The sequence below is a fragment of the Capnocytophaga sp. oral taxon 324 str. F0483 genome (genome assembly GCF_000318315.2).
In the GTDB taxonomy this organism is placed as follows: Bacteria; Bacteroidota; Bacteroidia; order Flavobacteriales; family Flavobacteriaceae; genus Capnocytophaga; species Capnocytophaga ochracea.
Genome location: NZ_KB291533.1, coordinates 31,576 through 53,828, shown reverse-complemented (window position 1 = coordinate 53,828; position 22,253 = coordinate 31,576). Strand labels below are relative to the sequence as shown.

At 39.4% G+C, this 22,253-nt stretch carries 34 protein-coding genes; all 34 read right to left on the bottom strand.

Translation table 11 applies throughout. The annotated features are described in order from the left end of the window. Positions 1–486 precede the first annotated feature (486 nt). Positions 487–972: a 50S ribosomal protein L17 gene (gene rplQ / locus HMPREF9072_RS10240; protein WP_009411649.1), complete on the bottom strand. Its 486-nt coding sequence runs from the start codon at positions 970–972 to the stop codon at positions 487–489. A gap of 31 nt (positions 973–1,003) precedes the next feature. After that, on the bottom strand, positions 1,004–1,996 hold the full coding sequence (locus HMPREF9072_RS10235; protein WP_009411648.1) for a DNA-directed RNA polymerase subunit alpha: 993 nt from the start codon (positions 1,994–1,996) through the stop codon (positions 1,004–1,006). Between the two features lie 22 nt (positions 1,997–2,018). Further along, the gene (gene rpsD, locus HMPREF9072_RS10230; RefSeq protein WP_009411647.1) at positions 2,019–2,624 is read right to left on the bottom strand and encodes a 30S ribosomal protein S4; all 606 of its coding nucleotides are present in this window, start codon (positions 2,622–2,624) and stop codon (positions 2,019–2,021) included. Positions 2,625–2,708: 84 nt separating this feature from the next. Beyond that, on the bottom strand, positions 2,709–3,110 hold the full coding sequence (gene rpsK / locus HMPREF9072_RS10225; protein WP_002675071.1) for a 30S ribosomal protein S11: 402 nt from the start codon (positions 3,108–3,110) through the stop codon (positions 2,709–2,711). A gap of 13 nt (positions 3,111–3,123) precedes the next feature. Next, positions 3,124–3,498, bottom strand: a complete 375-nt coding sequence (gene rpsM / locus HMPREF9072_RS10220) for a 30S ribosomal protein S13 (RefSeq protein WP_002675068.1) — start codon at positions 3,496–3,498, stop codon at positions 3,124–3,126. Between the two features lie 2 nt (positions 3,499–3,500). Beyond that, positions 3,501–3,617, bottom strand: a complete 117-nt coding sequence (ykgO, locus tag HMPREF9072_RS12200) for a type B 50S ribosomal protein L36 (RefSeq protein ID WP_002676536.1) — start codon at positions 3,615–3,617, stop codon at positions 3,501–3,503. A gap of 275 nt (positions 3,618–3,892) precedes the next feature. Further along, on the bottom strand, positions 3,893–4,108 hold the full coding sequence (infA, locus tag HMPREF9072_RS10215; protein WP_002675066.1) for a translation initiation factor IF-1: 216 nt from the start codon (positions 4,106–4,108) through the stop codon (positions 3,893–3,895). Between the two features lie 7 nt (positions 4,109–4,115). Continuing rightward, a complete protein-coding gene (gene secY / locus HMPREF9072_RS10210) occupies positions 4,116–5,459 on the bottom strand; it encodes a preprotein translocase subunit SecY (protein WP_002675064.1) in 1,344 nt (447 codons plus the stop codon). A gap of 10 nt (positions 5,460–5,469) precedes the next feature. After that, entirely contained in the window at positions 5,470–5,922 is a 453-nt protein-coding gene (rplO, locus tag HMPREF9072_RS10205; protein WP_009411646.1) for a 50S ribosomal protein L15, read from the bottom strand. Between the two features lie 17 nt (positions 5,923–5,939). Then, positions 5,940–6,122, bottom strand: coding sequence for a 50S ribosomal protein L30 (gene rpmD / locus HMPREF9072_RS10200; protein WP_002675060.1), 183 nt, complete (start codon positions 6,120–6,122; stop codon positions 5,940–5,942). A gap of 12 nt (positions 6,123–6,134) precedes the next feature. After that, the gene (gene rpsE / locus HMPREF9072_RS10195; RefSeq protein ID WP_002675058.1) at positions 6,135–6,659 is read right to left on the bottom strand and encodes a 30S ribosomal protein S5; all 525 of its coding nucleotides are present in this window, start codon (positions 6,657–6,659) and stop codon (positions 6,135–6,137) included. A gap of 5 nt (positions 6,660–6,664) precedes the next feature. Beyond that, positions 6,665–7,021: a 50S ribosomal protein L18 gene (rplR, locus tag HMPREF9072_RS10190; RefSeq protein WP_002679484.1), complete on the bottom strand. Its 357-nt coding sequence runs from the start codon at positions 7,019–7,021 to the stop codon at positions 6,665–6,667. Positions 7,022–7,032: 11 nt separating this feature from the next. Beyond that, positions 7,033–7,575, bottom strand: a complete 543-nt coding sequence (gene rplF, locus HMPREF9072_RS10185) for a 50S ribosomal protein L6 (RefSeq protein WP_009411645.1) — start codon at positions 7,573–7,575, stop codon at positions 7,033–7,035. A gap of 21 nt (positions 7,576–7,596) precedes the next feature. Then, positions 7,597–7,995 carry a 30S ribosomal protein S8 gene (gene rpsH / locus HMPREF9072_RS10180; protein ID WP_002675052.1) on the bottom strand — a complete coding sequence of 133 codons (399 nt, stop codon included), beginning with the start codon at positions 7,993–7,995 and terminating at the stop codon, positions 7,597–7,599. Positions 7,996–8,015: 20 nt separating this feature from the next. Continuing rightward, positions 8,016–8,285, bottom strand: coding sequence for a 30S ribosomal protein S14 (rpsN, locus tag HMPREF9072_RS10175; protein ID WP_002675050.1), 270 nt, complete (start codon positions 8,283–8,285; stop codon positions 8,016–8,018). Positions 8,286–8,289: 4 nt separating this feature from the next. Then, positions 8,290–8,841: a 50S ribosomal protein L5 gene (gene rplE, locus HMPREF9072_RS10170; RefSeq protein ID WP_009411644.1), complete on the bottom strand. Its 552-nt coding sequence runs from the start codon at positions 8,839–8,841 to the stop codon at positions 8,290–8,292. Between the two features lies 1 nt (position 8,842). Continuing rightward, positions 8,843–9,157 carry a 50S ribosomal protein L24 gene (gene rplX / locus HMPREF9072_RS10165; RefSeq protein ID WP_002675045.1) on the bottom strand — a complete coding sequence of 105 codons (315 nt, stop codon included), beginning with the start codon at positions 9,155–9,157 and terminating at the stop codon, positions 8,843–8,845. A 16-nt stretch (positions 9,158–9,173) separates the two neighbouring features. Next, positions 9,174–9,542 (bottom strand): 50S ribosomal protein L14, encoded by a 369-nt coding sequence (gene rplN, locus HMPREF9072_RS10160; RefSeq protein WP_002675043.1) that lies wholly within the window; start codon positions 9,540–9,542, stop codon positions 9,174–9,176. Between the two features lie 2 nt (positions 9,543–9,544). Next, positions 9,545–9,802, bottom strand: coding sequence for a 30S ribosomal protein S17 (gene rpsQ, locus HMPREF9072_RS10155; RefSeq protein WP_002675041.1), 258 nt, complete (start codon positions 9,800–9,802; stop codon positions 9,545–9,547). A gap of 14 nt (positions 9,803–9,816) precedes the next feature. Next, the gene (gene rpmC, locus HMPREF9072_RS10150) at positions 9,817–10,008 is read right to left on the bottom strand and encodes a 50S ribosomal protein L29 (RefSeq protein WP_002675028.1); all 192 of its coding nucleotides are present in this window, start codon (positions 10,006–10,008) and stop codon (positions 9,817–9,819) included. Positions 10,009–10,018: 10 nt separating this feature from the next. After that, a complete protein-coding gene (rplP, locus tag HMPREF9072_RS10145) occupies positions 10,019–10,438 on the bottom strand; it encodes a 50S ribosomal protein L16 (RefSeq protein WP_002679503.1) in 420 nt (139 codons plus the stop codon). Positions 10,439–10,457: 19 nt separating this feature from the next. Beyond that, positions 10,458–11,198 (bottom strand): 30S ribosomal protein S3, encoded by a 741-nt coding sequence (gene rpsC / locus HMPREF9072_RS10140; protein WP_002679516.1) that lies wholly within the window; start codon positions 11,196–11,198, stop codon positions 10,458–10,460. A gap of 8 nt (positions 11,199–11,206) precedes the next feature. Then, on the bottom strand, positions 11,207–11,617 hold the full coding sequence (gene rplV / locus HMPREF9072_RS10135; RefSeq protein ID WP_002675020.1) for a 50S ribosomal protein L22: 411 nt from the start codon (positions 11,615–11,617) through the stop codon (positions 11,207–11,209). A gap of 8 nt (positions 11,618–11,625) precedes the next feature. Then, positions 11,626–11,904: a 30S ribosomal protein S19 gene (rpsS, locus tag HMPREF9072_RS10130; RefSeq protein ID WP_002675018.1), complete on the bottom strand. Its 279-nt coding sequence runs from the start codon at positions 11,902–11,904 to the stop codon at positions 11,626–11,628. 11 nt (positions 11,905–11,915) lie between these two features. Beyond that, positions 11,916–12,743, bottom strand: coding sequence for a 50S ribosomal protein L2 (rplB, locus tag HMPREF9072_RS10125; protein ID WP_009411643.1), 828 nt, complete (start codon positions 12,741–12,743; stop codon positions 11,916–11,918). Between the two features lie 21 nt (positions 12,744–12,764). Further along, entirely contained in the window at positions 12,765–13,052 is a 288-nt protein-coding gene (gene rplW / locus HMPREF9072_RS10120) for a 50S ribosomal protein L23 (RefSeq protein ID WP_002675014.1), read from the bottom strand. A gap of 7 nt (positions 13,053–13,059) precedes the next feature. Continuing rightward, positions 13,060–13,689, bottom strand: a complete 630-nt coding sequence (gene rplD / locus HMPREF9072_RS10115) for a 50S ribosomal protein L4 (RefSeq protein WP_009411642.1) — start codon at positions 13,687–13,689, stop codon at positions 13,060–13,062. Continuing rightward, complete coding sequence (gene rplC / locus HMPREF9072_RS10110; protein WP_009411641.1) at positions 13,689–14,306, bottom strand: 50S ribosomal protein L3; 618 nt, start codon at positions 14,304–14,306, stop codon at positions 13,689–13,691. Before rplC ends, rplD begins: the two co-directional genes overlap by 1 nt. Before the next feature lie 172 nt (positions 14,307–14,478). Then, entirely contained in the window at positions 14,479–14,790 is a 312-nt protein-coding gene (rpsJ, locus tag HMPREF9072_RS10105; protein ID WP_002675011.1) for a 30S ribosomal protein S10, read from the bottom strand. Between the two features lie 12 nt (positions 14,791–14,802). Continuing rightward, on the bottom strand, positions 14,803–16,923 hold the full coding sequence (fusA, locus tag HMPREF9072_RS10100; RefSeq protein WP_009411640.1) for an elongation factor G: 2,121 nt from the start codon (positions 16,921–16,923) through the stop codon (positions 14,803–14,805). Positions 16,924–16,931: 8 nt separating this feature from the next. After that, the gene (rpsG, locus tag HMPREF9072_RS10095; protein ID WP_002675008.1) at positions 16,932–17,408 is read right to left on the bottom strand and encodes a 30S ribosomal protein S7; all 477 of its coding nucleotides are present in this window, start codon (positions 17,406–17,408) and stop codon (positions 16,932–16,934) included. A 32-nt stretch (positions 17,409–17,440) separates the two neighbouring features. Continuing rightward, positions 17,441–17,848, bottom strand: a complete 408-nt coding sequence (rpsL, locus tag HMPREF9072_RS10090) for a 30S ribosomal protein S12 (RefSeq protein ID WP_002675007.1) — start codon at positions 17,846–17,848, stop codon at positions 17,441–17,443. A gap of 414 nt (positions 17,849–18,262) precedes the next feature. Next, positions 18,263–20,695 (bottom strand): phenylalanine--tRNA ligase subunit beta, encoded by a 2,433-nt coding sequence (gene pheT / locus HMPREF9072_RS10085; protein ID WP_009411638.1) that lies wholly within the window; start codon positions 20,693–20,695, stop codon positions 18,263–18,265. A gap of 176 nt (positions 20,696–20,871) precedes the next feature. Continuing rightward, a complete protein-coding gene (locus HMPREF9072_RS10080; protein ID WP_002675001.1) occupies positions 20,872–21,786 on the bottom strand; it encodes an SPFH domain-containing protein in 915 nt (304 codons plus the stop codon). Positions 21,787–22,253: the final 467 nt, after the last annotated feature.

Sequence of the window (22,253 nt, the reverse complement as noted above, 5' to 3'; positions counted from 1 at the left end):
GCTCTCTATAAGCTAACCCCACCCTCCTTATAGCTCATTTTTTACTTTTTATCTGAACTACTTCTTCCGAACTTCTTCGTTTCCTTCCGAACCCTCCTAACAATCCTAACACATCGCTTTTGCGCTACGCACTTTGCCAAAGTTTGAAATTTTGGCAAAGTTGATGTTCCAAAAAGTTACCTCCCCATTCCCCCATTTTCTCATTCTCTAATTTCCAAATTTTCTCATTTTCTAATTTTTTCCCCTGCCTATGCCGCTCGCTTCTTTGGCAAAGTTAATTATCAGTATTTCTAGTATTATTGACTTTTTCAGGCAACTTGTTGCCCATTTGTTTGATTTTTTAAAGATTTGTACGATTTCTGTAGCGTAAGCTACACTTTATATAAAAGACTAAAAAACGCCTTTAAAAAGATTCTTACACAATAAAAAAGGGCTTGCCGACGGCAAGCCCTTTTTTATAATTTACGAACTTAATAAACTGCAATATTATTCAGTAGCTTCAGCAGTAGCCTCTGGTTTAACTTCGGCTGTAGCTGGAGTTTCTTCAGCAGTTGCTTTCTTTTTACCACGACGGGTAGTTTTCTTCTTAGCGGTTTTAGCTACGTTGTAAGTAGTGTTGTAATCTACAAACTCAATCATAGCCATTTCAGCGTTATCGCCCAAACGGTTTCCTAATTTAATGATACGAGTGTATCCCCCTGGGCGGTCGCCTACCTTTACAGCCACTTCTTTGAAAAGCTCGGTAACAGCATATTTATTGCGCAATTTACTAAAAGCGATACGACGGTTGTGAGTGGTATCTTCTTTAGATTTGGTTACCAAAGGCTCTACAAATAATTTTAAAGCCTTTGCTTTTGCCAAAGTAGTGTTAATACGTTTATGCTCAATCAGTGAGTTCGCCATATTGGCAAGCATTGAATTTCTGTGAGCAGTTTTTCTTCCTAAATGATTAATTTTATTTCCGTGTCTCATTTTTCCTTAATTAAAATATCGCAAGAGCGAGTTAATCTTTATCCAATTTATACTTCGAGGTGTCCATACCAAACACTAAACCTTTATTGACTACCAACTCATCAAGTTCAATTAATGATTTCTTTCCAAAGTTTCTAAACTTCATCAAATCGGCTTTATTGAAAGATACCAAATCACCTAATGTTTCTACTTCGGCAGCTTTCAAACAATTGAGTGCACGAACGGATAAGTCCATATCCACCAACTTAGTTTTTAGCAACTGGCGCATATGCAATGATTCTTCATCATAAGTATCAGTTTGTGCTATTTCATCAGCTTCTAAAGTAATTCTCTCGTCAGAGAAGAGCATAAAGTGATGAATGAGTGTTTTTGCAGCTTCTGTAAGTGCTTGTTTAGGGTGTATAGACCCATCGGTTTTAATTTCAAAGACTAACTTCTCGTAGTCTGTTTTTTGTTCAACACGATAATTTTCAATAGAATATTTCACATTTTTAATAGGCGTAAAAATTGCATCAGTAGCAATTACACCTATCGGTGCATTTGGTTTTGCATTTTCCTCAGCCGAAACATAACCGCGTCCTTTTTCAATAGTAATCTCTATTGTAAAAGAAGCTGAAGAATCCATATTGCAAATCACCAAATCAGTATTTAATACTTGAAAACCTGAAAGAGCTTTTTGAAAATCACCGGCAGTCAATTGTCTTTTACCAGAAACAGTAATAGTTGCTGTTTCGTTTTCTATATCCTCAATCTGGCGTTTAAAACGTATTTGTTTCAAATTGAGAATAATTTCAGTAACATCTTCTCTTACTCCTGATATAGTAGAAAATTCGTGTCCTACTTTATCAAATTTCACAGAAGTGATTGCAAAACCTTCTAACGAAGAAAGCATAACTCTTCGTAATGCGTTACCTATTGTTAAACCATACCCTGGTTCCAAAGGGCGAAACTCAAATCGTCCTTCGAAATCAGATGATTCAATCATTATAACTTTATCTGGTTTTTGGAAGTTGAATAATGCCATAATTTGACTGCTGTCTTTATTATTATTTAGAGTACAACTCTACGATTAACTGTTCTTTAATATTTTCAGGAATCTGAATACGTTGAGGTACTGCTACGAAAGTACCTTCTAATTTTTCAGGGTTCCAAGTGATCCATTCGTATACGGTGCTGTGAGCAGCCAATGAATTTTCGATCACACTTAAAGATTTTGATTTTTCGCGAACGCCTACTACATCACCTGGTTTAAGAGAGTAAGACGGAATGTTTACAATATTTCCGTTTACAGTGATGTGACGGTGAGATACCAATTGACGGGCTGCACTACGAGTAGGAGCAATGCCCATACGGTATACTACATTGTCTAAACGAGATTCGCAAAGTTGAAGAAGCACCTCACCGGTAATACTTTTACTTCTTTTTGCTTTTTCATATAGATTATGGAATTGTTTTTCTAAAATACCATAAGTATATTTAGCTTTTTGTTTTTCTTGTAGCTGGATAGCATATTCAGAGCGTTTTGCTCTACGGCGTGCCAAACCGTGTTGTCCGGGAGGATAGTTTTTTCTTTCAAAAGATTTATCATCTCCGAAGATAGCTTCACCAAATTTACGAGCTATTTTTGTTTTTGGTCCTGTATATCTTGCCATTTTAAATTGTTTAAATGAAAGGTAGTTATGAATTAAGGCATTCCTTCGATAACAACTCACCTTTCTTACTTGTTAGTATTGAAATTAGACTCTACGTTTTTTAGGAGGGCGACATCCGTTGTGAGGTAATGGAGTAACGTCGATAATTTCGGTTACTTCTATACCTGCATTATGAATAGTACGGATAGCAGATTCTCTACCATTCCCCGGTCCTTTCACGTATACTTTTACTTTTTTAAGACCTGAGTCAAAAGCTACTTTAGCTGCATCTTCTGCGGCTACTTGGGCAGCGTAAGGAGTGTTCTTTTTAGACCCTCTGAAGCCCATTTTTCCTGCTGATGACCACGCAATTACGTCTCCTTTTTTGTTGGTAAGAGAAATAATAACATTGTTAAAAGTAGCTGAAACGTGTGCTTCGCCTACTGACTCAACCACTACTTTTCTCTTCTTAGAGACTTTTGCATTCTTTGCATTTTGTTTTGCCATACTCTACTACTTATTATTTAGTTGCTTTCTTCTTGTTTGCAACAGTTTTTCTTTTACCTTTTCTTGTACGAGAATTGTTTTTAGTTTTTTGTCCGCGCAAAGGCAATCCGTTACGATGGCGGATTCCACGATAACAACCGATGTCCATCAAACGTTTGATGTTCAATTGGATTTCGGAGCGCAATTCTCCTTCAATTTTATAAGACGCAACCACTTCGCGAATACGAGTGATTTCGTCATCATTCCATTCGCTTACTTTTGTGTCTTCGTTTACTTGAGCTCTACTTAAGATTTCTTTAGCTCTACTTTTTCCAATACCAAAAATGTAGGTTAAACCAATAACCCCTCTTTTGTTTTTTGGTAAGTCAATACCTGCAATTCGTGCCATAATTATCCTTGTCGTTGTTTAAATTTAGGATTTTTCTTGTTAATTACGTACAATCGTCCTTTTCTGCGCACAATGATGCACTCTGAACTTCTTTTTTTAATTGATGCTCTAACTTTCATTTCGTTTTGTTTATATCAATAGAGTGCGCAAAACTACAATTTTTTTTTGTAATAGCCACATTTTTAGCTCACAAAAATGCAATTATACATTCCGCTCACTCATTTCTAAGCATAAAAAGCCACATTCAAGATACTGAATACAAATGCTTTATACTAAAAATACTACAAATAAAAAATTCTTTTTTATGATTATAATTTCTCACAGATATTACTAAAATAGGAAAATATCTGTGAGAAATTGACAACCAAAATATTGGAAGAATTCTCTTAATTAACTAATAACGGTAAGTGATACGAGCTTTACTTAGGTCGTAAGGACTCATTTCGAGTTTTACTTTATCACCAGGAAGAAGCTTGATGTAGTGCATACGCATTTTTCCTGAGATATGGGCAATCACTACGTGACCGTTATCCAATTCAACTCTGAACATTGCGTTAGACAAAGCTTCTACAATGGTTCCGTCTTGCTCAATTGCTGCCTGTTTAGCCATATATTAATTAAGATACTTTTCTGTTTTTACCTGTTTTCATCAAACCATCATAATGGCGATTGAGCAGATATGAATTTACTTGTTGCATAGTATCAATTGCAACCCCTACTAAGATGAGTAGTGAGGTACCACCGTAGAACAATGCCCATTGGTCTTGCATTCCGATGATTTTAAGCAGAGAAGGGAATATTGCTACCAAGGCTATAAATATAGAACCTGGGAGAGTGATAAGCGACATAATTTTATCTAAATAGTCGCCTGTTTCTTTACCTGGACGTATACCTGGTATGAAACCTCCACTGCGTTTTAGGTCATCAGCCATTTTGTTTGTAGGCACTGTGATTGCAGTATAGAAATACGTAAAGAGTATAATCATAGCTGCAAATAGCAAGTTGTACCAAAATCCGAAGACGTTTGAGAAGGCTGCTTGAACACTTTTTGCAAATTCTGACTGTGATAGTCCGGCTACGGTGGCTGGGATAAACATCAAGGCTTGAGCGAAGATGATAGGCATTACCCCTGCAGCATTAATTTTTAAAGGAATGTATTGGCGAGCTCCGAAGATGTTTCTCTCGTTAGTAGTTCCACCATCAGCTGTTCTGCGTGCATACTGTACTGGGATTTGACGTACTGCTTTGATTAGATAAATACAAAGCAAAATGATTACGAACCAAAGAATTATTTCGATAAGAATCAATAGAGGTCCTCCATTACCAGTAAGGCGAGAGGCTGTTTCAGACAAGAATGCGCGAGGCAGACGGGCGATGATACCTACCATAATGAGGAGGGAGATACCGTTACCTATTCCTTTATCGGTGATTTTCTCACCTAACCACATTGCAAAAATAGTTCCTGTTACTAAGATAAGCACTGCTGGAACAATAAAATTGAGTCCCTTACCTAAAAGGAAGGCAGAATCAGGGACTCCTAATCTATTGATACCGTATAAGTATACAGGTGCTTGTACAATACATATCGCAATAGTAAGCCATCGAGTGATTTGGTTTATCTTTCTTCGTCCGCTTTCACCTTCTTTTTGTAGTTTTTGGAGATAAGGAATAGCGATTCCCATCAACTGAACTACGATAGAAGCCGAGATGTAGGGCATAATCCCGAGCGCGAATACTGAGGCATTAGAGAAAGCGCCCCCTGTAAAAGCGTTGAGGATGTCGAGCAATCCGCCACCTGAGGTTTTCGTTGCTAACTCGTGGAGTTGAGCGGAGTCGATACCAGGGAGGACGATGTGAGCTCCAAAGCGATAAACTAACAAAATTCCGAGAGTTAAAATAATTCTATTTTTTAACTCTTCAATTTTCCAAATGTTGGTCAGGTTCTCGATAAACTTCTTCATAAATTAAATATTACAAGGTTACAGCTTCACCACCAGCTGCTTCGATAGCAACTTTAGCACTTGCTGTAAACTTATGAACAGATATTTTTAGCTTAGATTTTAGTTCTCCACCACCTAATATTTTCACCAAGTCAGTTTTTTTAATGAGGTTTAGTTGAACTAAGATTTCAAGGTCTACTTTATCAGTAATTTTACCATTATCAACGAGTTCTTGTAGTCTACCCAAGTTGATACCTACGTATTCCTTACGGTTAAAGTTTTTAAAACCGAATTTTGGTACGCGTCTTTGGAGGGGCATTTGTCCACCTTCGAAGCCAATCTTATTAGAAAAGCCTGAACGAGATTTAGCTCCTTTGTGACCACGGGTAGCGGTTCCACCTTTACCGGAACCTTGACCGCGACCTACGCGCTTCCCTTCTCTGTGAATTGAACCCTGTGCGGGTTGTAAATTACTTAAGTTCATAACTTTGTATAAAAATATTATTTAACTTCTTCTACAGAAATTAAGTGTTTTACCTTATTGATCATACCAAGGATACTTGGTGTAGCTTCGTGTTCCACGGTTCTACCGATTTTGGTAAGTCCTAAAGCCTCGAGAGTAAGTTTTTGGTCTTTTGGACGTTTGATGCTACTTTTAATTTGTGTTACTCTAAGTTTTGCCATTGCTATAAAAAATTAACCTTTAAACAATTTTTCTAAAGAGATGCCACGTTGAGCAGCAACAGTTTTAGCGCTACGCAACTGCAATAAAGCATCGAAAGTAGCTTTTACCACGTTGTGAGGGTTAGAAGAACCTTGTGATTTAGAAAGTACGTTATGAATACCTACTGATTCCAATACAGCACGTACTGTACCTCCTGCGATTACTCCGGTACCCTCAGTAGCTGGTTGTAAGAATACACGAGCTCCGCCGTATTTTCCTTTTTGTTCGTGGGGCAAGGTAGTACCGTTAAGAGGGATACGCACTAAGTTTTTCTTAGCGTCTTCTACTGCTTTAGCAATAGCTTCAGAAACCTCTTTAGATTTTCCTAAACCGTGACCAACCACGCCGTTTTCGTCGCCTACTACAACGATAGCAGAGAAACCGAAAGCGCGACCACCTTTAGTTACTTTAGTAACACGTTGTACTCCTACCAAACGGTCTTTCAATTCCAAACCACTTGGTTTTACATATTCTACATTTTTATATTTCTGATACATAGTTATTAGAATTTAAGTCCGCCTTCTCTAGCACCGTCGGCTAATGATTTTACACGTCCGTGGTAAAGATATCCCCCGCGATCGAAGGATACTTTTTCGATACCTTGTTTTAAAGCTTTTTCAGCAATAGCTTTACCGACCAATGCTGCTTTTTCAGTTTTAGTACCTTTGGCGGCACTAATTTCTTTATCACGTGAAGATGCAGCCAACAGAGTAGTTCCTTTAGTATCGTCTATGATTTGGACATAGATTTCGTTATTACTTCTGAAAACAGCCAAACGAGGTTGCTCAGCAGTACCTTTTACTACTTTTCTGATTCTGCTTTTAATACGTTGTCTTCTTTCTATTCTTGATAATGCCATTGTTCTAACTATTAAGCTGATTTACCTGCTTTTCTTCTCAACTCTTCGCCTACGAATTTCACACCTTTACCTTTGTAAGGTTCAGGTTTGCGGAAGCTACGGATTTTAGCCGCTACTTGACCGAGTAGTTGTTTGTCGTGAGAAGTTAATTTAATGATAGGGTTTTTACCTTTCTCGTTGATTGTCTCGAGTTTAATTTCTTTTGGCAATTCGAGAATGATGTTATGAGAGAAACCGAGGGCTAAATCTAACTTTTGTCCTTGGTTAGCTGCACGGTATCCAACCCCTACTAACTCTAATTCTTTAGTGAATCCTTCAGAAACACCTACAACCATATTATGGACTAAGGCACGGTATAAACCGTGTTTAGCGTTTTGGTCTTTGGTAGCATCTGTAGTTTCAAACACTAAATGTCCATCTTCTTGCTTTACAGCAATGTCTTTAACCTCTTGGGTTAATTCGCCTAACTTCCCCTTTACGGTTACAACGTTATCTTTGATAGTAACGGTAACGCCTGCGGGAATATTGATGGGTGCTTTACCTATTCTTGACATTCTTTATTGTCTTTTTATTGATTAGTAAACGTAACAAATTACCTCTCCACCGATATTGAGTTCTCTAGCTTTTTTACCTGTCATCACGCCTTGTGATGTAGAGATGATAGCAATACCCAATCCGTTTAATACGCGAGGTAGGTTATCAGCGCCAGCGTACTTTCTCAGACCTGGGCGGCTGGCTCTTTCAATATGCCTAATAACGGGTTCTTTAGTCACTTTGTCGTATTTCAAAGCTATTTTGATAGTACCTTGAACGGTAGAGTCATCAAATTTATAGCTAAGAATGAATCCTTGGTCGAAAAGGATTTTAGTAATTTCCTTTTTGAGTTTAGATGCAGGAATTTCTACAACTCTATGACCTGCGCTATTAGCATTTCTAATTCTTGTTAAATAATCTGCGATAGGATCTGTATACATAAATTTGTCCTTTTAAATTATTACCAACTTGCTTTTTTTACACCAGGAATTAATCCTTTGTTTGCCATTTCGCGGAATAACACACGTGAAATTCCAAAAGTGCGCATATACCCTTTAGGGCGTCCTGTAAGTTTGCAACGGTTATGCAGACGGACAGGAGAAGCATTTTTAGGGATTAGCTGAAGTGCTTCATAATCACCAGCTTCTTTTAGAGCTTTGCGTTTAGCAGCATATTTAGCTACTAACTTTTGACGTTTCACCTCGCGGGCTTTCATTGATTCTTTAGCCATATACTTAGTTCTTTTTAAAAGGTAATCCTAATTCGCTTAATAATGATTTAGCTTCTTTATCAGTGTAAGCTGAAGTAACGAAGGTAATATCCATACCTGCAATCTTATTGATTTTATCGATGTCGATCTCAGGGAATATGATTTGTTCGGTAACGCCTAAGTTGTAGTTACCTCTACCATCGAAGCCATTTGCTTTCACGCCTTGAAAGTCTCTTACACGAGGAAGAGCTGTAGTGATAAGACGGTCTAAGAACTCATACATTCTTTCGCCGCGAAGGGTAACTTTGGCACCGATAGCCATACCTTTACGGAGTTTGAAAGAAGCTACGTCCTTTTTAGAATAAGTGGCAACAGCTTTCTGACCAGTAATTTTGGTAAGTTCGTCTACAGCATAGTCGATTTGTTTTTTATCGGCTACGGCTGAACCAACACCGCGGCTCACAACTATTTTTTCAAGTTTAGGAACCTGCATTACGTTTTTATAGCCAAATTCTTCTTTTAGAGCCGCAATGACGCGCTCTTTGTATTCTTGTTTTAATCTAGGTACGTAAGCCATATTATATTACTACATTAGATTTTTTAGAAATTCGCACTTTTTTACCGTCACGTACTTCGAATCCTACACGAGTAGTTTTTTTCGTTTTAGGGTCGATGAGGGCGAGGTTAGAAATGTGAATAGATGCTTCTTTTTCTACGATTCCACCTTGAGGTTTTTGAGCGTTAGGTTTGGTGTGCTTTTTCACCAGGTTAACTCCCTCAATAATCGCTCTGTTCTTCTCGCGATCTACACGTAATACTTTGCCTTCTTTACCTTTTTCGTCTCCAGCAATTACTTTTACGGTATCTCCAGTTTTAATTTTTAGTTTCATCATTTACTTTAGTTAAAAATTAAAGCACTTCTGGTGCTAATGAAACGATCTTCATAAATTGTTTATCACGAAGTTCTCTCGCTACAGGCCCGAACACACGGGTACCTCTCATTTCACCAGCTGCGTTCAAGAGAACGCAAGCGTTTTCATCAAATCGGATATAAGAACCATCGGCACGGCGTACTTCTTTTTTAGTTCTTACAACCACCGCGGTAGAAACTTGTCCTTTTTTAACGTTCCCGTTAGGGGTAGCTTCTTTGACGGTAACTACAATCTTATCGCCAACAGAGGCGTATCGGCGCTTAGTACCACCGAGTACACGGATTGTTAGCACTTCTTTAGCGCCAGTATTATCGGCTACTTTTAGTCTTGATTCTTGTTGTACCATAATTACTTAGCTCTTTCAATGATTTCTACTAATCTCCAACATTTGGTTTTGCTCAATGGACGTGTTTCCATTATACGCACAGTATCACCAATGTTGCAATCGTTTTTTTCGTCGTGCGCAACATATTTTTTAGTGCGCAACACGAACTTACCATACATAGGGTGTTTTACACGTTTCACTTCTGAAACTACGATAGATTTATCCATTTTGTTGCTTGTAACAACCCCTATTCTTTCTTTTCTTAAATTTCTTTTTTCCATAAGGCAGGTTCGAATTATTGTAATTCTCGTTTAGTTAGCTCACAAGCCAATCTCGCGATAGTTCTTCTTACATTACGTAATTGAATTGGTTTTTCCAATGACGAAATTGCGTGTGCCATTTTCAAATCTGCATACGATTTCTTAAACTCACCAAGCTTTTCTTGTAGCTCAGTTATTGTCAATTTGTTAATTTCAGACTGTTTCATTGTTCTTTAATTAATTTTGATAATCTCTTGCTACAACGAATTTTGTTTTCACAGGTAGCTTTTGAGCTGCGAGGCGTAGCGCTTCTTTGGCTACGTCGAGCGGCACACCGCCTACCTCAAACATTATTCTTCCTGGTTTTACTACGGCTGCCCAGTATTCTACGGCACCTTTACCTTTACCCATACGTACTTCCAAAGGCTTTTTGGTAATAGGTTTATCTGGGAAGATTTTGATCCAAAGTTGACCTTCACGTTTCATATAACGGGTAGCAGCTACACGAGCTGACTCGATTTGGCGAGAAGTGATGAATGCTGAATCTAACGATTTAATTCCGAAAGTACCATTAGAAAGGAGCGCACCGCGGTGAGCTACACCTTTCATTCTGCCTTTTTGTTGTTTACGATATTTCGTTCTTTTTGGCTGTAACATCTTTCTTGTTCTTTAAAAATTACTTTTTGCGACGCGCTCTTTTGGGTGCACCAGCAGGCTTGTCAGTTGATTTACCAGAGAAATTTCCGCCAGTGGCTTTTTTAGTCATACCTACGAGTGGGGAGAGTTCTCTTTTACCATAGATTTCGCCTTTCATAATCCACACTTTGATGCCCATACGGCCATAAGTAGTGTGAGCTTCGTCAATAGCGTAATCGATATCAGCTCTAAAGGTTGAAAGAGGGATACGACCTTCTTTAAAGCTTTCGGAACGTGCCATTTCGGCTCCATTCAAACGACCTGAAATCATTACCTTGATACCTTCGGCGTTCATACGCATAGCTGAAGCAATTGCCATTTTGATAGCGCGTTTGTAAGAAACACGACCTTCGATTTGACGGGCAATGCTTGCTGCAACGAGAGCTGCGTCGAGCTCAGGGCGTTTGATTTCAAAAATGTTGATTTGGATGTCTTTACCGGTGATTTTCTTAAGTTCTTCTTTCAACTTGTCTACCTCCTGACCGCCTTTACCGATGATGATACCGGGGCGAGCGGTGGTGATAGTAACGGTTACAAGTTTGAAAGTACGTTCGATAATCACGTGAGCAACACTAGCTTTAGATAAACGAGCGAGAACATATTTTCTGATTTTATCGTCTTCAGCGAGTTTATCTCCGTAATCATTGCCTCCATACCAGTTAGACTCCCATCCTCTGATAATTCCTAGGCGATTTCCGATTGGATTTGTCTTTTGTCCCATAGTTTATCTTAGCTTTCTGTGTTAAAATTTTTAGCTCCAAGCACCAAAGTTATGTGGTTAGAGCGTTTTCTAATTCTGTGTGCTCTCCCTTGTGGAGCTGGGCGTAAGCGTTTAAGGATAGCGCCACCATCCACACGGATTTCTTTGATGAATACTCCTGCTTCTTCCAAGTTAGCGTCCTCGTTTTTAGCTTGCCAGTTAGCGATAGCTGAAAGCAACAATTTTTCTAAACGAGCGGCTGCTTCTTTTTGGTTGAATTTCAAAATAGCCAAGGCTTTGTCTACTTGCTGTCCACGTACTAAATCCGCTACTAAGCGCATTTTTCGAGGAGAAGTAGGGCAGTTATTTAACTTCGCGAAAGCCAAGCTTTTTTTAGCTTCTTTAATTTCGTCTGCTCTTAATTTTTTTCTAACTCCCATAGCCTTAATTATTTTTTACCTTTATTTTTTGCACCTGCGTGTCCACGGAAGGAACGAGTAGGTGAAAATTCTCCTAATTTATGTCCCACCATATTTTCAGTGATATATACAGGGACAAACTGACGACCGTTGTGAACTGCAATAGTTTGGCCAACGAAGTCTGGTGTAATCATAGAAGCGCGTGACCAAGTTTTGATAACGTTTTTCTTACCAGACTGTATATTTTGTTGGATTTTCTTTTCCAAGCTATAGTGAACGTAAGGTCCTTTTTTTAATGAACGTGCCATTTGTTAGTCTTTTATTTTTTTCTGCGTTCTACAATATACTTATTACTTGCTTTGGTTTTAGAACGAGTTCTATAACCTTTCGCTGGTATTCCTTTACGTGAGCGTGGGTGACCACCGGTAGCACGACCTTCACCACCACCCATTGGGTGATCGACAGGGTTCATAACTACTGCACGAGTACGAGGACGACGTCCTAACCAGCGTGAGCGACCTGCTTTACCTGAAAGTACCAATTGGTGATCAGAGTTTGATACGGCTCCTATGGTTGCGAGGCAAGAGAGGAGGATCATACGTGTCTCACCTGAAGGTAGCTTTACAGTAGCATACTTACCATCTTTTGCCATTAGTTGAGCAAAAGTTCCTGCAGAACGAGCAATGTTAGCTCCTTGTCCAGGGCGCAATTCAATACAAGAAATTACAGTACCGAGAGGGATTTGAGAGAGCGGCATTGCGTTACCGATTTCAGGGGCGATGTTTTCTTGACCTGAAACGATTACTTGATCAACCTTCAAACCAGCGGGAGCGATGATGTAACGCTTTTCACCGTCGGTGTATTGAACGAGAGCAATAAACGCTGTTCTGTTTGGGTCGTACTCGATAGAAACTACTTTGGCGTCTACGCCGAATTTGTTTCGTTTGAAGTCGATAATACGGTACTTTTTCTTATGACCACCACCAATGTAACGCATGGTCATTTTTCCTTGATTGTTTCTACCACCGGTCTTTTTCAACGGAACGAGCAAGCTCTTTTCCGGCTTATCAGTAGTAATGGTGTCGAATTCGTTTACTACTCTAAAACGCTGACCGGGGGTAATCGGTTTTAATTTTCTAACTGACATTTTTGTCTATTTGTTAAATACTTATATATTACTATAAAAATCTATAGTTCCATCTTCTACTTGCACAACTGCTTTTTTAACAGCGTTAGTTTTAGCGATTTGCAAGCCTGTTTTTGTATAACGAGTAGATCGTTTAGGCCCGTAGTTAAGAGTACGTACGGATTTCACTTTAACGCCATAAGTAGCTTCAACTTCATTTTTGATTTGAATCTTGTTAGCGTCCTTAGCTACTACGAACGTATAGCAGTTTCTCAACTCGCTATTGTCGTTTGCTTTTTCTGTATTTACAGGTTTAATTAATACGCTCATTTCCTTCTTATTTTGTTAAAATTGACTCTAAAACTGCTACTGAGCTCTCAGTAAGTACTACGTTTGAAGCATTCACTAATTGATAAGTGTTTAACTCTGAAGCGGTTACTACACTTGAAGTAGGTACGTTACGAGAGGACAAATATACATTATTATTTGTATTTGGTAACACAAAAAGTGATTTTTTATTTTCTAAGCCCAAAGATTTTACAACTGCGGTAAAATCTTTAGTTTTTGGAGCGTCGAAATTTAAATCTTCAACTACAACGAGGGCTTGGTTTTGTAGTTTAGCGCTGAGGGCAGAACGGCGAGCCAAGCGTTTTACGTTTTTAGTAAGTTTTTGTGTATAGTCTTTAGGACGAGGACCGAATATGCGTCCACCACCCACAAATACAGGAGATTTTACGCTACCTGCACGAGCTGTACCAGTACCTTTTTGTTTTTTAATTTTGCGAGTACTTCCAGCCACTTCGTTTCTTTCTTTAGCCTTGTGAGTACCTTGACGTTTGTTAGCTAAATAGCGTTTAACATCTAAGTATACTACGTGATTATTAGGCTCAATACCGAACACAGCATCAGAAAGGGTTACCTTTCTACCTGTTTCTTTTCCTTGTATATTTAATACTGCTACTTCCATTATTTGTGAATAGTTACGTAAGCATTTTTGTGACCTGGAATACAACCTTTTACTACTAAAAGATTTTTCTCAGTAACCACTTTCAATACTTTCAAGTTTTGTACTGTTACCTTTTCAGCTCCCATACGCCCAGCCATACGCATACCTTTGAATACGCGAGAGGGATAAGACGAAGCACCTACTGAACCTGGTGCTCTGAGGCGGTTATGCTGACCGTGAGTAGTTTGACCTACTCCGCCAAAACCGTGGCGACGCACTACCCCTTGGAAACCTTTACCTTTAGAAACGCCTGTGATATCCACAAACTCTCCCTCGGTGAAAAAATCGACGGTGATAGTATCACCTAATTTGTAATTGTCTTCAAAACCTTGGAATTCAACAACTTTTCTCTTCACAGAAGTACCTGCTTTTTTGAAGTGACCAAGCTCTGCTTTGGTAGCACGTTTTTCTGCTTTGTCATCGAAACCAAGTTGAAGAGCATCATAGCCATCAACCTCTTTGGTTCTGACTTGGGTAACTACGCAAGGACCTGCTTCGATGATGGTACAAGGTATATTTTTACCGTTCTCATCAAAAATGCTGGTCATTCCTACTTTTTTTCCGATTAACCCAGACATAAAATTAAATATTAAATTAGTTATTAGTTCTTTTTTAATTGACAATTAACAATTGATTATTGACAATTATTATAATGTTTCAGGGTCAAAAAATGCCCGAGACTTTTTAACCCTGAATCATTTTTATCCGTTTTTCCCTAACCCACAGTTTCGGGACATTTTAGTAAAGTTATCAAACTTTGATTTCTACTTCTACACCACTTGGCAATTCCAATTTCATCAAAGCATCAATAGTTTTTGATGAAGAGCTATAGATATCTAAAAGACGCTTATGAGAGCTCAATTGGAACTGTTCACGTGCTTTTTTATTTACGTGAGGTGAGCGCAACACAGTAAAGATTTTCTTGTGTGTAGGTAATGGAATAGGACCTGTAACTACTGCACCTGTTGCTTTTACTGTTTTTACGATTTTCTCAGCAGATTTATCTACCAAGTTATGGTCGTAAGATTTTAACTTTATTCTTATTTTTTGTTGATTACCCATTTTTTCAATAAATTAGTTGCCTCTGGCATTTTTAATTACTTCGTCTGCAATGTTTGAAGGAGTTTCAGCATAATGAGAGAACTCCATTGTAGAAGTAGCACGACCTGATGAAAGAGTGCGAAGCGCTGTTACATAACCGAACATTTCAGATAATGGAACAAATGCTTTAATTACTTTAGCACCGTTACGGTCGTCCATATTGTTTACTTGACCACGACGGCGGTTCAAGTCTCCTACGATATCACCCATATTTTCCTCTGGAGTAATAACTTCCAATTTCATAATAGGCTCCATCAATACAGCTTTTGCAGCACGAGCAGCTTCTTTGTACCCCAATTTGGCTGCCAACTCGAATGACAATGAGTCTGAATCGACAGGGTGGAATGAACCATCGATAAGAACAATCTTCATCGCGTCCATTTCGAAGCCTGCCAAAGGCCCATTCTTCATTGCTTCTTTGAAACCTTTTTCAACTGATGGGATATACTCTTTAGGAATGTTACCACCTTTGATTTCGTTTACGAACTCAAGACCCACTTTGCCTTCTTCAGCTGGTTCCATACGGAATACGATGTCGGCAAATTTACCACGTCCACCTGTTTGTTTTTTGTAAACTTCGCGGTGGTCAGCTTTAGCAGTGATAGCCTCTTTATACTCTACTTGAGGTTCACCTTGGTTTACTTCCACTTTGAACTCACGTTTGAGACGGTCTACAATGATATCCAAGTGCAACTCACCCATACCAGAGATGACAGTTTGACCAGAGGCTTGGTCTGTCTTCACTTGGAAGGTTGGGTCTTCTTCAGCGAGTTTAGCTAAAGCCATACCTAATTTATCAACGTCGGCTTTTGTTTTAGGTTCTACAGCGATACCGATTACTGGATCAGGGAATACCATACTTTCGAGTACGATAGGATATTTCTCATCGCAAAGAGTATCACCTGTTTTGATATCTTTAAAACCTACTGCAGCCCCTATATCACCAGCTTCGATGTATTCGATAGGATTTTGTTTATTAGCATGCATCTGGTAGATACGAGAGATACGCTCTTTGTTATTTGAACGAGTGTTCAACACGTAAGAACCTGCATCGAGGTGACCAGAATAAGCACGGAAGAATGCTAAACGTCCTACATAAGGGTCGGTTGCGATTTTGAATGCCAAGGCTGCAAAAGGAGCATCAACGGCTGGTTTGCGTAGGGCAGGTTCTCCAGTTTCAGGATTAGTACCCTCGATAGCTTCTTTGTCAAGCGGTGATGGCAAGTAGCGGCAAACAGCATCAAGCATAAACTGTACTCCTTTGTTTTTGAATGATGAGCCACATACCATAGGAATGATAGCCATATCCATTACTGCAGAGCGCAATGCTTTGTGGATTTCGTCTTCAGTAATTGAACTTTCATCTTCCATAAATTTCTCAAGTAATCCTTCGTCATAGCCTGCTACTTCTTCAATCAATTGAGCGCGGTATTTGGCTACATCCTCTTTCATCTCGGCAGGAATTTCTACTATATCGAAAGTAGAACCTGAGTTTTCTTCGTGCCATACGATGGCGCGGTTTTTAATCAAATCTACAACGCCTTTAAAGTCAGCCTCGTCACCGATAGGCAATACGATAGGCACAGCGTTAGATTTGAGCATATCTTTTACCTGGTTGCAAACGTTGAGGAAGTTAGCTCCTTGACGGTCCATTTTGTTTACAAACCCAATACGAGGTACTTTGTAGTTATCGGCCAAACGCCAGTTGGTTTCCGATTGAGGTTCTACCCCATCAACGGCAGAGAAAAGGAATACTAAGCCGTCGAGTACACGTAAAGAACGGTTTACCTCAACGGTAAAATCCACGTGACCTGGGGTATCGATAATGTTGAAGTGATACTCTTTAGCATCGGCGGTAGGTTTACCATTTTCGGTAGGGAAGTTCCATTTACAAGTGGTTGCAGCTGATTGGATAGTGATTCCTCGCTCAGCTTCTTGTTCCATCCAGTCCATAGTAGAAGCACCATCGTGTACTTCACCGATTTTGTGCGTTTTACCAGTATAGAAAAGGATACGCTCGGTAGTAGTGGTTTTACCGGCATCGATATGCGCGGCAATACCTATGTTTCTTGTATATTTTAAATCTCTACTCATCGTGTTAATTAAAATCTAAAGTGTGAGAATGCTTTGTTAGCTTCAGCCATACGGTGCGTATCCATTTTTTTCTTCACAGCAGCACCTTCTTCTTTAGAGGCAGCGATAATTTCGGCAGCCAATTTCTGAGCCATTGATTTCTCATTGCGTTTACGAGCGAAACCGATGAGCCATTTCATCGCCATAGACACTTTGCGGTCTGGGCGGATTTGCATAGGAATTTGGAAGGTAGCACCACCCACGCGACGTGAACGCACCTCAACGTGAGGCATCACATTGCTAAGAGCGTCTTTCCAAACATCTAATGCCGACTTTTCGTCGTTATTCTTCTTTTGTTCTACGATATCAATTGCGTCGTAGAATACTTTAAAAGCCACTGACTTTTTACCGTCCCACATAAGGTTATTCACGAAACGCGTAACCAATTGATCGTTAAACTTAGGGTCTGGTAAAAGGGGGCGTTTTTTAGCCTGTCTTTTTCTCATTTCTTTTCAGTTAAAAGATTTTGTGTGTTAAATTACTTTTTCTTTTTGTCGGCGGGAGCTGCTTGTCCTGGTTTAGGGCGTTTCGCACCGTATTTAGAACGGCGTTGCGTTCTACCTGCTACACCAGCCGTATCGAGAGCACCACGAACAATGTGGTATCTAACACCTGGTAAATCTTTTACCCTTCCGCCTCGTACCAATACTATCGAGTGCTCTTGGAGGTTGTGACCTTCACCAGGTATGTAAGCGTTCACCTCATTGCCATTAGTCAAGCGAACACGAGCTACTTTACGCATAGCAGAGTTCGGCTTTTTAGGCGTTGTGGTGTACACACGTGTACATACACCTCGGCGTTGTGGGCACGAATCCAAAGCAACCGATTTACTCTTCTTGGTAATTCTGGTCCTTCCTTTTCGTACTAATTGTGAAATTGTTGGCATAATTTACAATACTATATATTTGTTTATTTGTTTACTTGTTTCAGTCCATAAGACTTAGAGGTTTGGACTTAATTATCCAAAGCGGGTGCAAAAGTACAACTATTTTTTAAAACTGCAAAAGTCTCTGATAGATAAGAGATGAGAAATGAGAGATAAGAGATAAGAGATAGGAGGTAAGAAAAAAGAGGTATAGACACTATATTATTGTTGATTACCAATATTTTAATGAGATTTAGTTTTAGAAATTAGTGTAACATAAGTAGTTATGAAAAAGTTGTGATTTGTTACAAATATCACAAAATAATTCTAATTTTGTTCTATAACAATAGTCTTAATTTGAGAACTAAACTATTAAGGAGCATAACAAAATAAGACGGCTTTTTACGCCGTCTTATTTTTTGTTCTAAATTTATTTTACTCTCTTAATGCTGCTCCTAATTGCTTTTCAAAAGCGTCTTGGAGGTGTTGCATCGTTTTGTCGATTTGTTTATCGGTAAGAGTTTTATTATTGTCCTGAAGTACAAAACTGAGGGCATAGCTCTTCTTGCCTTCGGGTAGTTTGTCGCCTTGGTACACATCAAAAAGATTTACGTGTTTTAATAGGTTTTTCTCGGTAGCGTATGCCTTTTCGTAAAGGTCGGCAAAGGTTACTTTCTCATCGAGCAAAAGAGCTAAGTCACGACGTACTTCGGGGTATTTAGAGATTTCCTTGTATACCACTTTATGGTCTTGTACTTGTTCTAAAATCACTTCCCAATGCAAATCAGCTACAAGCACCTCTTGTTTGATATCGAAATCTTTAAGCACTTTACTTTTTACTACTCCTATCGTTCCTAAAAGGGTCTCCCCTATTTGCCAACGGAACCCTTCACTACTCAACGTGTCGTTAGCTTCTAAAGGCAAAATAGTGATTTCCTTCAAGCCGAGACGTTCGAAGAGAGATTCTACCACTCCTTTGAGCTCAAAGAAAGAGGTTTTTTGAGCGGGAGCGCCCCAATACTCAGGTTGGGTATTACCTGTGAGATACAACACCAAATGCTTGTTTTCTGTATAATTACCATCGATATAGTGATAGTTCTTGCCAAACTCGAACAACTTCAAGTCGGAGCGTTTGCGGTTGTTATTATAAGCAATCACTTCTAAGCCTGAAAACACTAGATTTTTACGCATATAGCCCAAATCGCTACTCAAAGGATTGAGGAGCTTTACTGCTTGCTCTGGATTTCCGGCATAAGTAGTAATCTCTTTTTCTGAAACAAGACTGTTGGTCATTATCTCAAAGAAGCCTTGCGCTACCAACTGGTCGGCTACCACATTTTGTATATTGTGGTCGTCGTATTTGTTAGAATGCGCCATTGTAGCATTTAGTTTTTCAGGGAAAATGACATTGTTGTAGCCATAGATACGAAGGATTTCCTCTATTACATCGGCTTCACGCTGTACATCTACGCGGTACGAAGGGACTGACAAACCTAACCCACGTTCGGTAAACGAATTTACTTTGATATCTAAAGAGTGTAAGATAGCCTTAATTGTATCGCGTGAAATCTTCTGGCCAATAAGTTTATCTATTTTCTCAAAAGTAAGAAACACCTGAAAATCTTCTTGTTTTTTAGGATAAAAATCTATCACATCGGATGATATAACCCCTCCTGCAATATTTTCAATCAGTACTGCGGCATACATTAGGGCGTATTTACAATCTTCTATATTAATACCGCGCTCAAAGCGATAAGAAGCATCGGTATTGATGCCGTGACGTTTGGCTGTTTTGCGCACCGATACAGCATCGAAATAAGCACTTTCCAAAAATACATTGCGAGTAAAATGAGTGATACCAGAGTTTTCACCGCCTAATACCCCTGCTATACAGAGAGGTTTTTCGGCATCACAAATCATAATGTCTTCAGCGTTGAGGGTGCGTTCTACTCCGTCGAGGGTTTTAAACTTCGTACCTTCGTCGGCATTCTTTACAATCACCTTGCGACCAATAATATGGTCGGCATCAAAAGCGTGAATCGGTTGTCCCATTCCGTGCAGTACGTAGTTTGTAGCATCTACTACGTTGTTCTTAGGAGTAATGCCTATGGCTTTGAGTTTGTTTTGTAACCATTTAGGCGATTCGTCTACGCGTACATTGCTAATGGTAACGCCGGTATAGCGAGGTACGAGTTTTTTGTTCTGCACCTCTATATCTATTTTAAGTGAACGGTTATCGACGTGGAATTTTGTAATAGAAGGAGTGATCAGCTCTAATGAAATACCTTTTTGCATCAAGCCTGCACGTAAGTCGCGTGCTACGCCGTAGTGGCTCATTGCATCGGCGCGGTTAGGAGTCAGTCCTATTTCGAACACTTCGTCGGTTTCTACCTCAAACACCTTACTGGCAGGGGTACCTACTTCCCATTTACCGTCGAGCACCATAATGCCATCGTGACTTTCGCCTAAGCCGAGTTCGTCTTCAGCGCAAATCATACCGTAACTCTCTTCGCCACGAATTTTACCTTTCTTAATTTCGAAAGGCTTACCTTCTTTGTCGTAGAGTACTGTGCCAATAGTAGCTACAAGTACTTTCTGCCCTTGTGCTACGTTAGGAGCTCCACAAACGATTTGCAAGGGAGCTTCGCCTCCTACATCTACTTTGGTGATTTTAAGTTTATCGGCGTTAGGATGTTTTTCGCATTCGAGTACGTGACCTACCACTACCCCTTTGAGTCCCCCTTTTACGCTTTCGAAGTGTTCAATCCCTTCTACTTCTAAGCCTAAATCAGTAAGGATGACCGCTGTATCTTCAGCAGGCATTTCTAACTTCAAATATTGTTTTAACCAGTTATATGATATTTTCATAGTTGTTTTTTTTCAATCTTCAATCAAGCGTTACTACACTTTGGCAAAGTGTATACCAATGTGTATACCGCAAAAAGTTATTACAGAGTGCAAAAGTAGTAATTTTAGCAATAATCACAAAAAAAGCTATTCAAAAAAATGAATAGCTTTTAAAATCTATATTATTTAACAGTGAGTTAGTCGTTTTTCTTTTTCTTCAAGGTTTCGGTTACTTGAGCTGAAGCGGTGAAGGAGGTAATCATATTGTTGAGCATCTCACTACCTGCTTCGGGTGAGTTAGGAAGTAGGATAAGATTACTATTGGTTTGCTGACCTACGGCTTGCAAGGTGTCGTAGTGTTGAGTAACTACAATAAGCGCAGAAGCTTCTTGCGAGCTGATACCTACTTTATGCAATACGTCTACACTCTCTACCAATCCGCGAGCAATTTCACGACGCTGGTCGGCGATACCTTGACCTTGCAAACGTTTGCTTTCGGCTTCTGCTTTTGCTTTTTCGACGATGAGGATGCGTTGTGCATCACCTTCGTACTGAGCCGCTACTTTTTCGCGTTCAGCAGCATTGATACGGTTCATTGCGGCTTTTACTTGGGCATCGGGGTCGATATCGGTTACTAAGGTTTTGATGATGTCGTAACCGTAAGTTTCCATTGATTCTTGTACTTCGCGTTTTACGGCGATGGCGATATCGTCTTTCTTAACGAATACATCGTCGAGTTTCATCTTAGGGACTTCGGCGCGGACTACGTCGAATACATAGCTGGTAATCTGGTCGTGTGGGTATTCGAGCTTGTAAATGGCATCGTATACTTTTTCTTTGATCACCACGAACTGTACTGATACTTTGATTTTGACGAATACATCGTCCAAAGTTTTGGTTTCGACAATGACATCGAGCTGTTGGATTTTGAGGCTGATGCGAGCGGCTACTTTATCGATGATAGGTATTTTCATTTGTAAACCCGAATGACGAATGCTTTCGAATTTACCGAAACGTTCTACTGACACGGCGGTTTGTTGGCGCACGGTGAAGAAAGTAGATAGCAAAAATACTAATGCAAAAAAGAATAAAATGTAAAATAAATAGGGCATAATGTGAAATTTTATGGGTTATTAACGGCTACAAATGTACTTTCTTTTTTTGAATTGTGCAAGGAATATGAGAACAGAATTTTGAGTTTAAAATAATTTAAAGAAAATGAGGAAATTAGAGAATTAGAAAATGAGAGAATGAGGAAATTAGGAAATGAGGTAAATGCCAATAATACCAGAAATACCAATAATACCACCAAAGGGAATGGACGGGTCGGAGTTTTTCAGACGAGTAGGACAGGTTAGAGGAGGGATTGGAGAGCTCGGAAGGAAACGAAGAAGTTCGAAAGAGAAGAGGGAGGGTTTTTGATGAAAAAAGGGTGTGAGGATGAATGTAGTTAGCTTATAGGTAGCTTATAGGAAGCTTATACGAATCTTGGACGATTGGTATAGAAAGGGTGTATAAATGGTTGACTCATAGTATAATACAGCGATACAAAAAACGGTAAAAACGGGGTTTCGAGGCG

What these genes read in the sequence shown, in the direction of transcription:
- rplQ (WP_009411649.1), bottom strand. Translation starts at nt 972, where the DNA reads ATGAGACACGGAAATAAAATTAATCATTTAGGAAGAAAAACTGCTCAC.
- HMPREF9072_RS10235 (WP_009411648.1), bottom strand. Translation starts at nt 1,996, where the DNA reads ATGGCATTATTCAACTTCCAAAAACCAGATAAAGTTATAATGATTGAA.
- rpsD (WP_009411647.1), bottom strand. Translation starts at nt 2,624, where the DNA reads ATGGCAAGATATACAGGACCAAAAACAAAAATAGCTCGTAAATTTGGT.
- rpsK (WP_002675071.1), bottom strand. Translation starts at nt 3,110, where the DNA reads ATGGCAAAACAAAATGCAAAGAATGCAAAAGTCTCTAAGAAGAGAAAA.
- rpsM (WP_002675068.1), bottom strand. Translation starts at nt 3,498, where the DNA reads ATGGCACGAATTGCAGGTATTGACTTACCAAAAAACAAAAGAGGGGTT.
- ykgO (WP_002676536.1), bottom strand. Translation starts at nt 3,617, where the DNA reads ATGAAAGTTAGAGCATCAATTAAAAAAAGAAGTTCAGAGTGCATCATT.
- infA (WP_002675066.1), bottom strand. Translation starts at nt 4,108, where the DNA reads ATGGCTAAACAGGCAGCAATTGAGCAAGACGGAACCATTGTAGAAGCT.
- secY (WP_002675064.1), bottom strand. Translation starts at nt 5,459, where the DNA reads ATGAAGAAGTTTATCGAGAACCTGACCAACATTTGGAAAATTGAAGAG.
- rplO (WP_009411646.1), bottom strand. Translation starts at nt 5,922, where the DNA reads ATGAACTTAAGTAATTTACAACCCGCACAGGGTTCAATTCACAGAGAA.
- rpmD (WP_002675060.1), bottom strand. Translation starts at nt 6,122, where the DNA reads ATGGCAAAACTTAGAGTAACACAAATTAAAAGTAGCATCAAACGTCCA.
- rpsE (WP_002675058.1), bottom strand. Translation starts at nt 6,659, where the DNA reads ATGTATCAGAAATATAAAAATGTAGAATATGTAAAACCAAGTGGTTTG.
- rplR (WP_002679484.1), bottom strand. Translation starts at nt 7,021, where the DNA reads ATGGCATTATCAAGAATAGAAAGAAGACAACGTATTAAAAGCAGAATC.
- rplF (WP_009411645.1), bottom strand. Translation starts at nt 7,575, where the DNA reads ATGTCAAGAATAGGTAAAGCACCCATCAATATTCCCGCAGGCGTTACC.
- rpsH (WP_002675052.1), bottom strand. Translation starts at nt 7,995, where the DNA reads ATGTATACAGATCCTATCGCAGATTATTTAACAAGAATTAGAAATGCT.
- rpsN (WP_002675050.1), bottom strand. Translation starts at nt 8,285, where the DNA reads ATGGCTAAAGAATCAATGAAAGCCCGCGAGGTGAAACGTCAAAAGTTA.
- rplE (WP_009411644.1), bottom strand. Translation starts at nt 8,841, where the DNA reads ATGGCTTACGTACCTAGATTAAAACAAGAATACAAAGAGCGCGTCATT.
- rplX (WP_002675045.1), bottom strand. Translation starts at nt 9,157, where the DNA reads ATGATGAAACTAAAAATTAAAACTGGAGATACCGTAAAAGTAATTGCT.
- rplN (WP_002675043.1), bottom strand. Translation starts at nt 9,542, where the DNA reads ATGGTACAACAAGAATCAAGACTAAAAGTAGCCGATAATACTGGCGCT.
- rpsQ (WP_002675041.1), bottom strand. Translation starts at nt 9,802, where the DNA reads ATGGAAAAAAGAAATTTAAGAAAAGAAAGAATAGGGGTTGTTACAAGC.
- rpmC (WP_002675028.1), bottom strand. Translation starts at nt 10,008, where the DNA reads ATGAAACAGTCTGAAATTAACAAATTGACAATAACTGAGCTACAAGAA.
- rplP (WP_002679503.1), bottom strand. Translation starts at nt 10,438, where the DNA reads ATGTTACAGCCAAAAAGAACGAAATATCGTAAACAACAAAAAGGCAGA.
- rpsC (WP_002679516.1), bottom strand. Translation starts at nt 11,198, where the DNA reads ATGGGACAAAAGACAAATCCAATCGGAAATCGCCTAGGAATTATCAGA.
- rplV (WP_002675020.1), bottom strand. Translation starts at nt 11,617, where the DNA reads ATGGGAGTTAGAAAAAAATTAAGAGCAGACGAAATTAAAGAAGCTAAA.
- rpsS (WP_002675018.1), bottom strand. Translation starts at nt 11,904, where the DNA reads ATGGCACGTTCATTAAAAAAAGGACCTTACGTTCACTATAGCTTGGAA.
- rplB (WP_009411643.1), bottom strand. Translation starts at nt 12,743, where the DNA reads ATGTCAGTTAGAAAATTAAAACCGATTACCCCCGGTCAGCGTTTTAGA.
- rplW (WP_002675014.1), bottom strand. Translation starts at nt 13,052, where the DNA reads ATGAGCGTATTAATTAAACCTGTAAATACAGAAAAAGCAAACGACAAT.
- rplD (WP_009411642.1), bottom strand. Translation starts at nt 13,689, where the DNA reads ATGGAAGTAGCAGTATTAAATATACAAGGAAAAGAAACAGGTAGAAAG.
- rplC (WP_009411641.1), bottom strand. Translation starts at nt 14,306, where the DNA reads ATGTCTGGGTTAATCGGAAAAAAAGTAGGAATGACCAGCATTTTTGAT.
- rpsJ (WP_002675011.1), bottom strand. Translation starts at nt 14,790, where the DNA reads ATGGGTAATCAACAAAAAATAAGAATAAAGTTAAAATCTTACGACCAT.
- fusA (WP_009411640.1), bottom strand. Translation starts at nt 16,923, where the DNA reads ATGAGTAGAGATTTAAAATATACAAGAAACATAGGTATTGCCGCGCAT.
- rpsG (WP_002675008.1), bottom strand. Translation starts at nt 17,408, where the DNA reads ATGAGAAAAAGACAGGCTAAAAAACGCCCCCTTTTACCAGACCCTAAG.
- rpsL (WP_002675007.1), bottom strand. Translation starts at nt 17,848, where the DNA reads ATGCCAACAATTTCACAATTAGTACGAAAAGGAAGGACCAGAATTACC.
- pheT (WP_009411638.1), bottom strand. Translation starts at nt 20,695, where the DNA reads ATGAAAATATCATATAACTGGTTAAAACAATATTTGAAGTTAGAAATG.
- HMPREF9072_RS10080 (WP_002675001.1), bottom strand. Translation starts at nt 21,786, where the DNA reads ATGCCCTATTTATTTTACATTTTATTCTTTTTTGCATTAGTATTTTTG.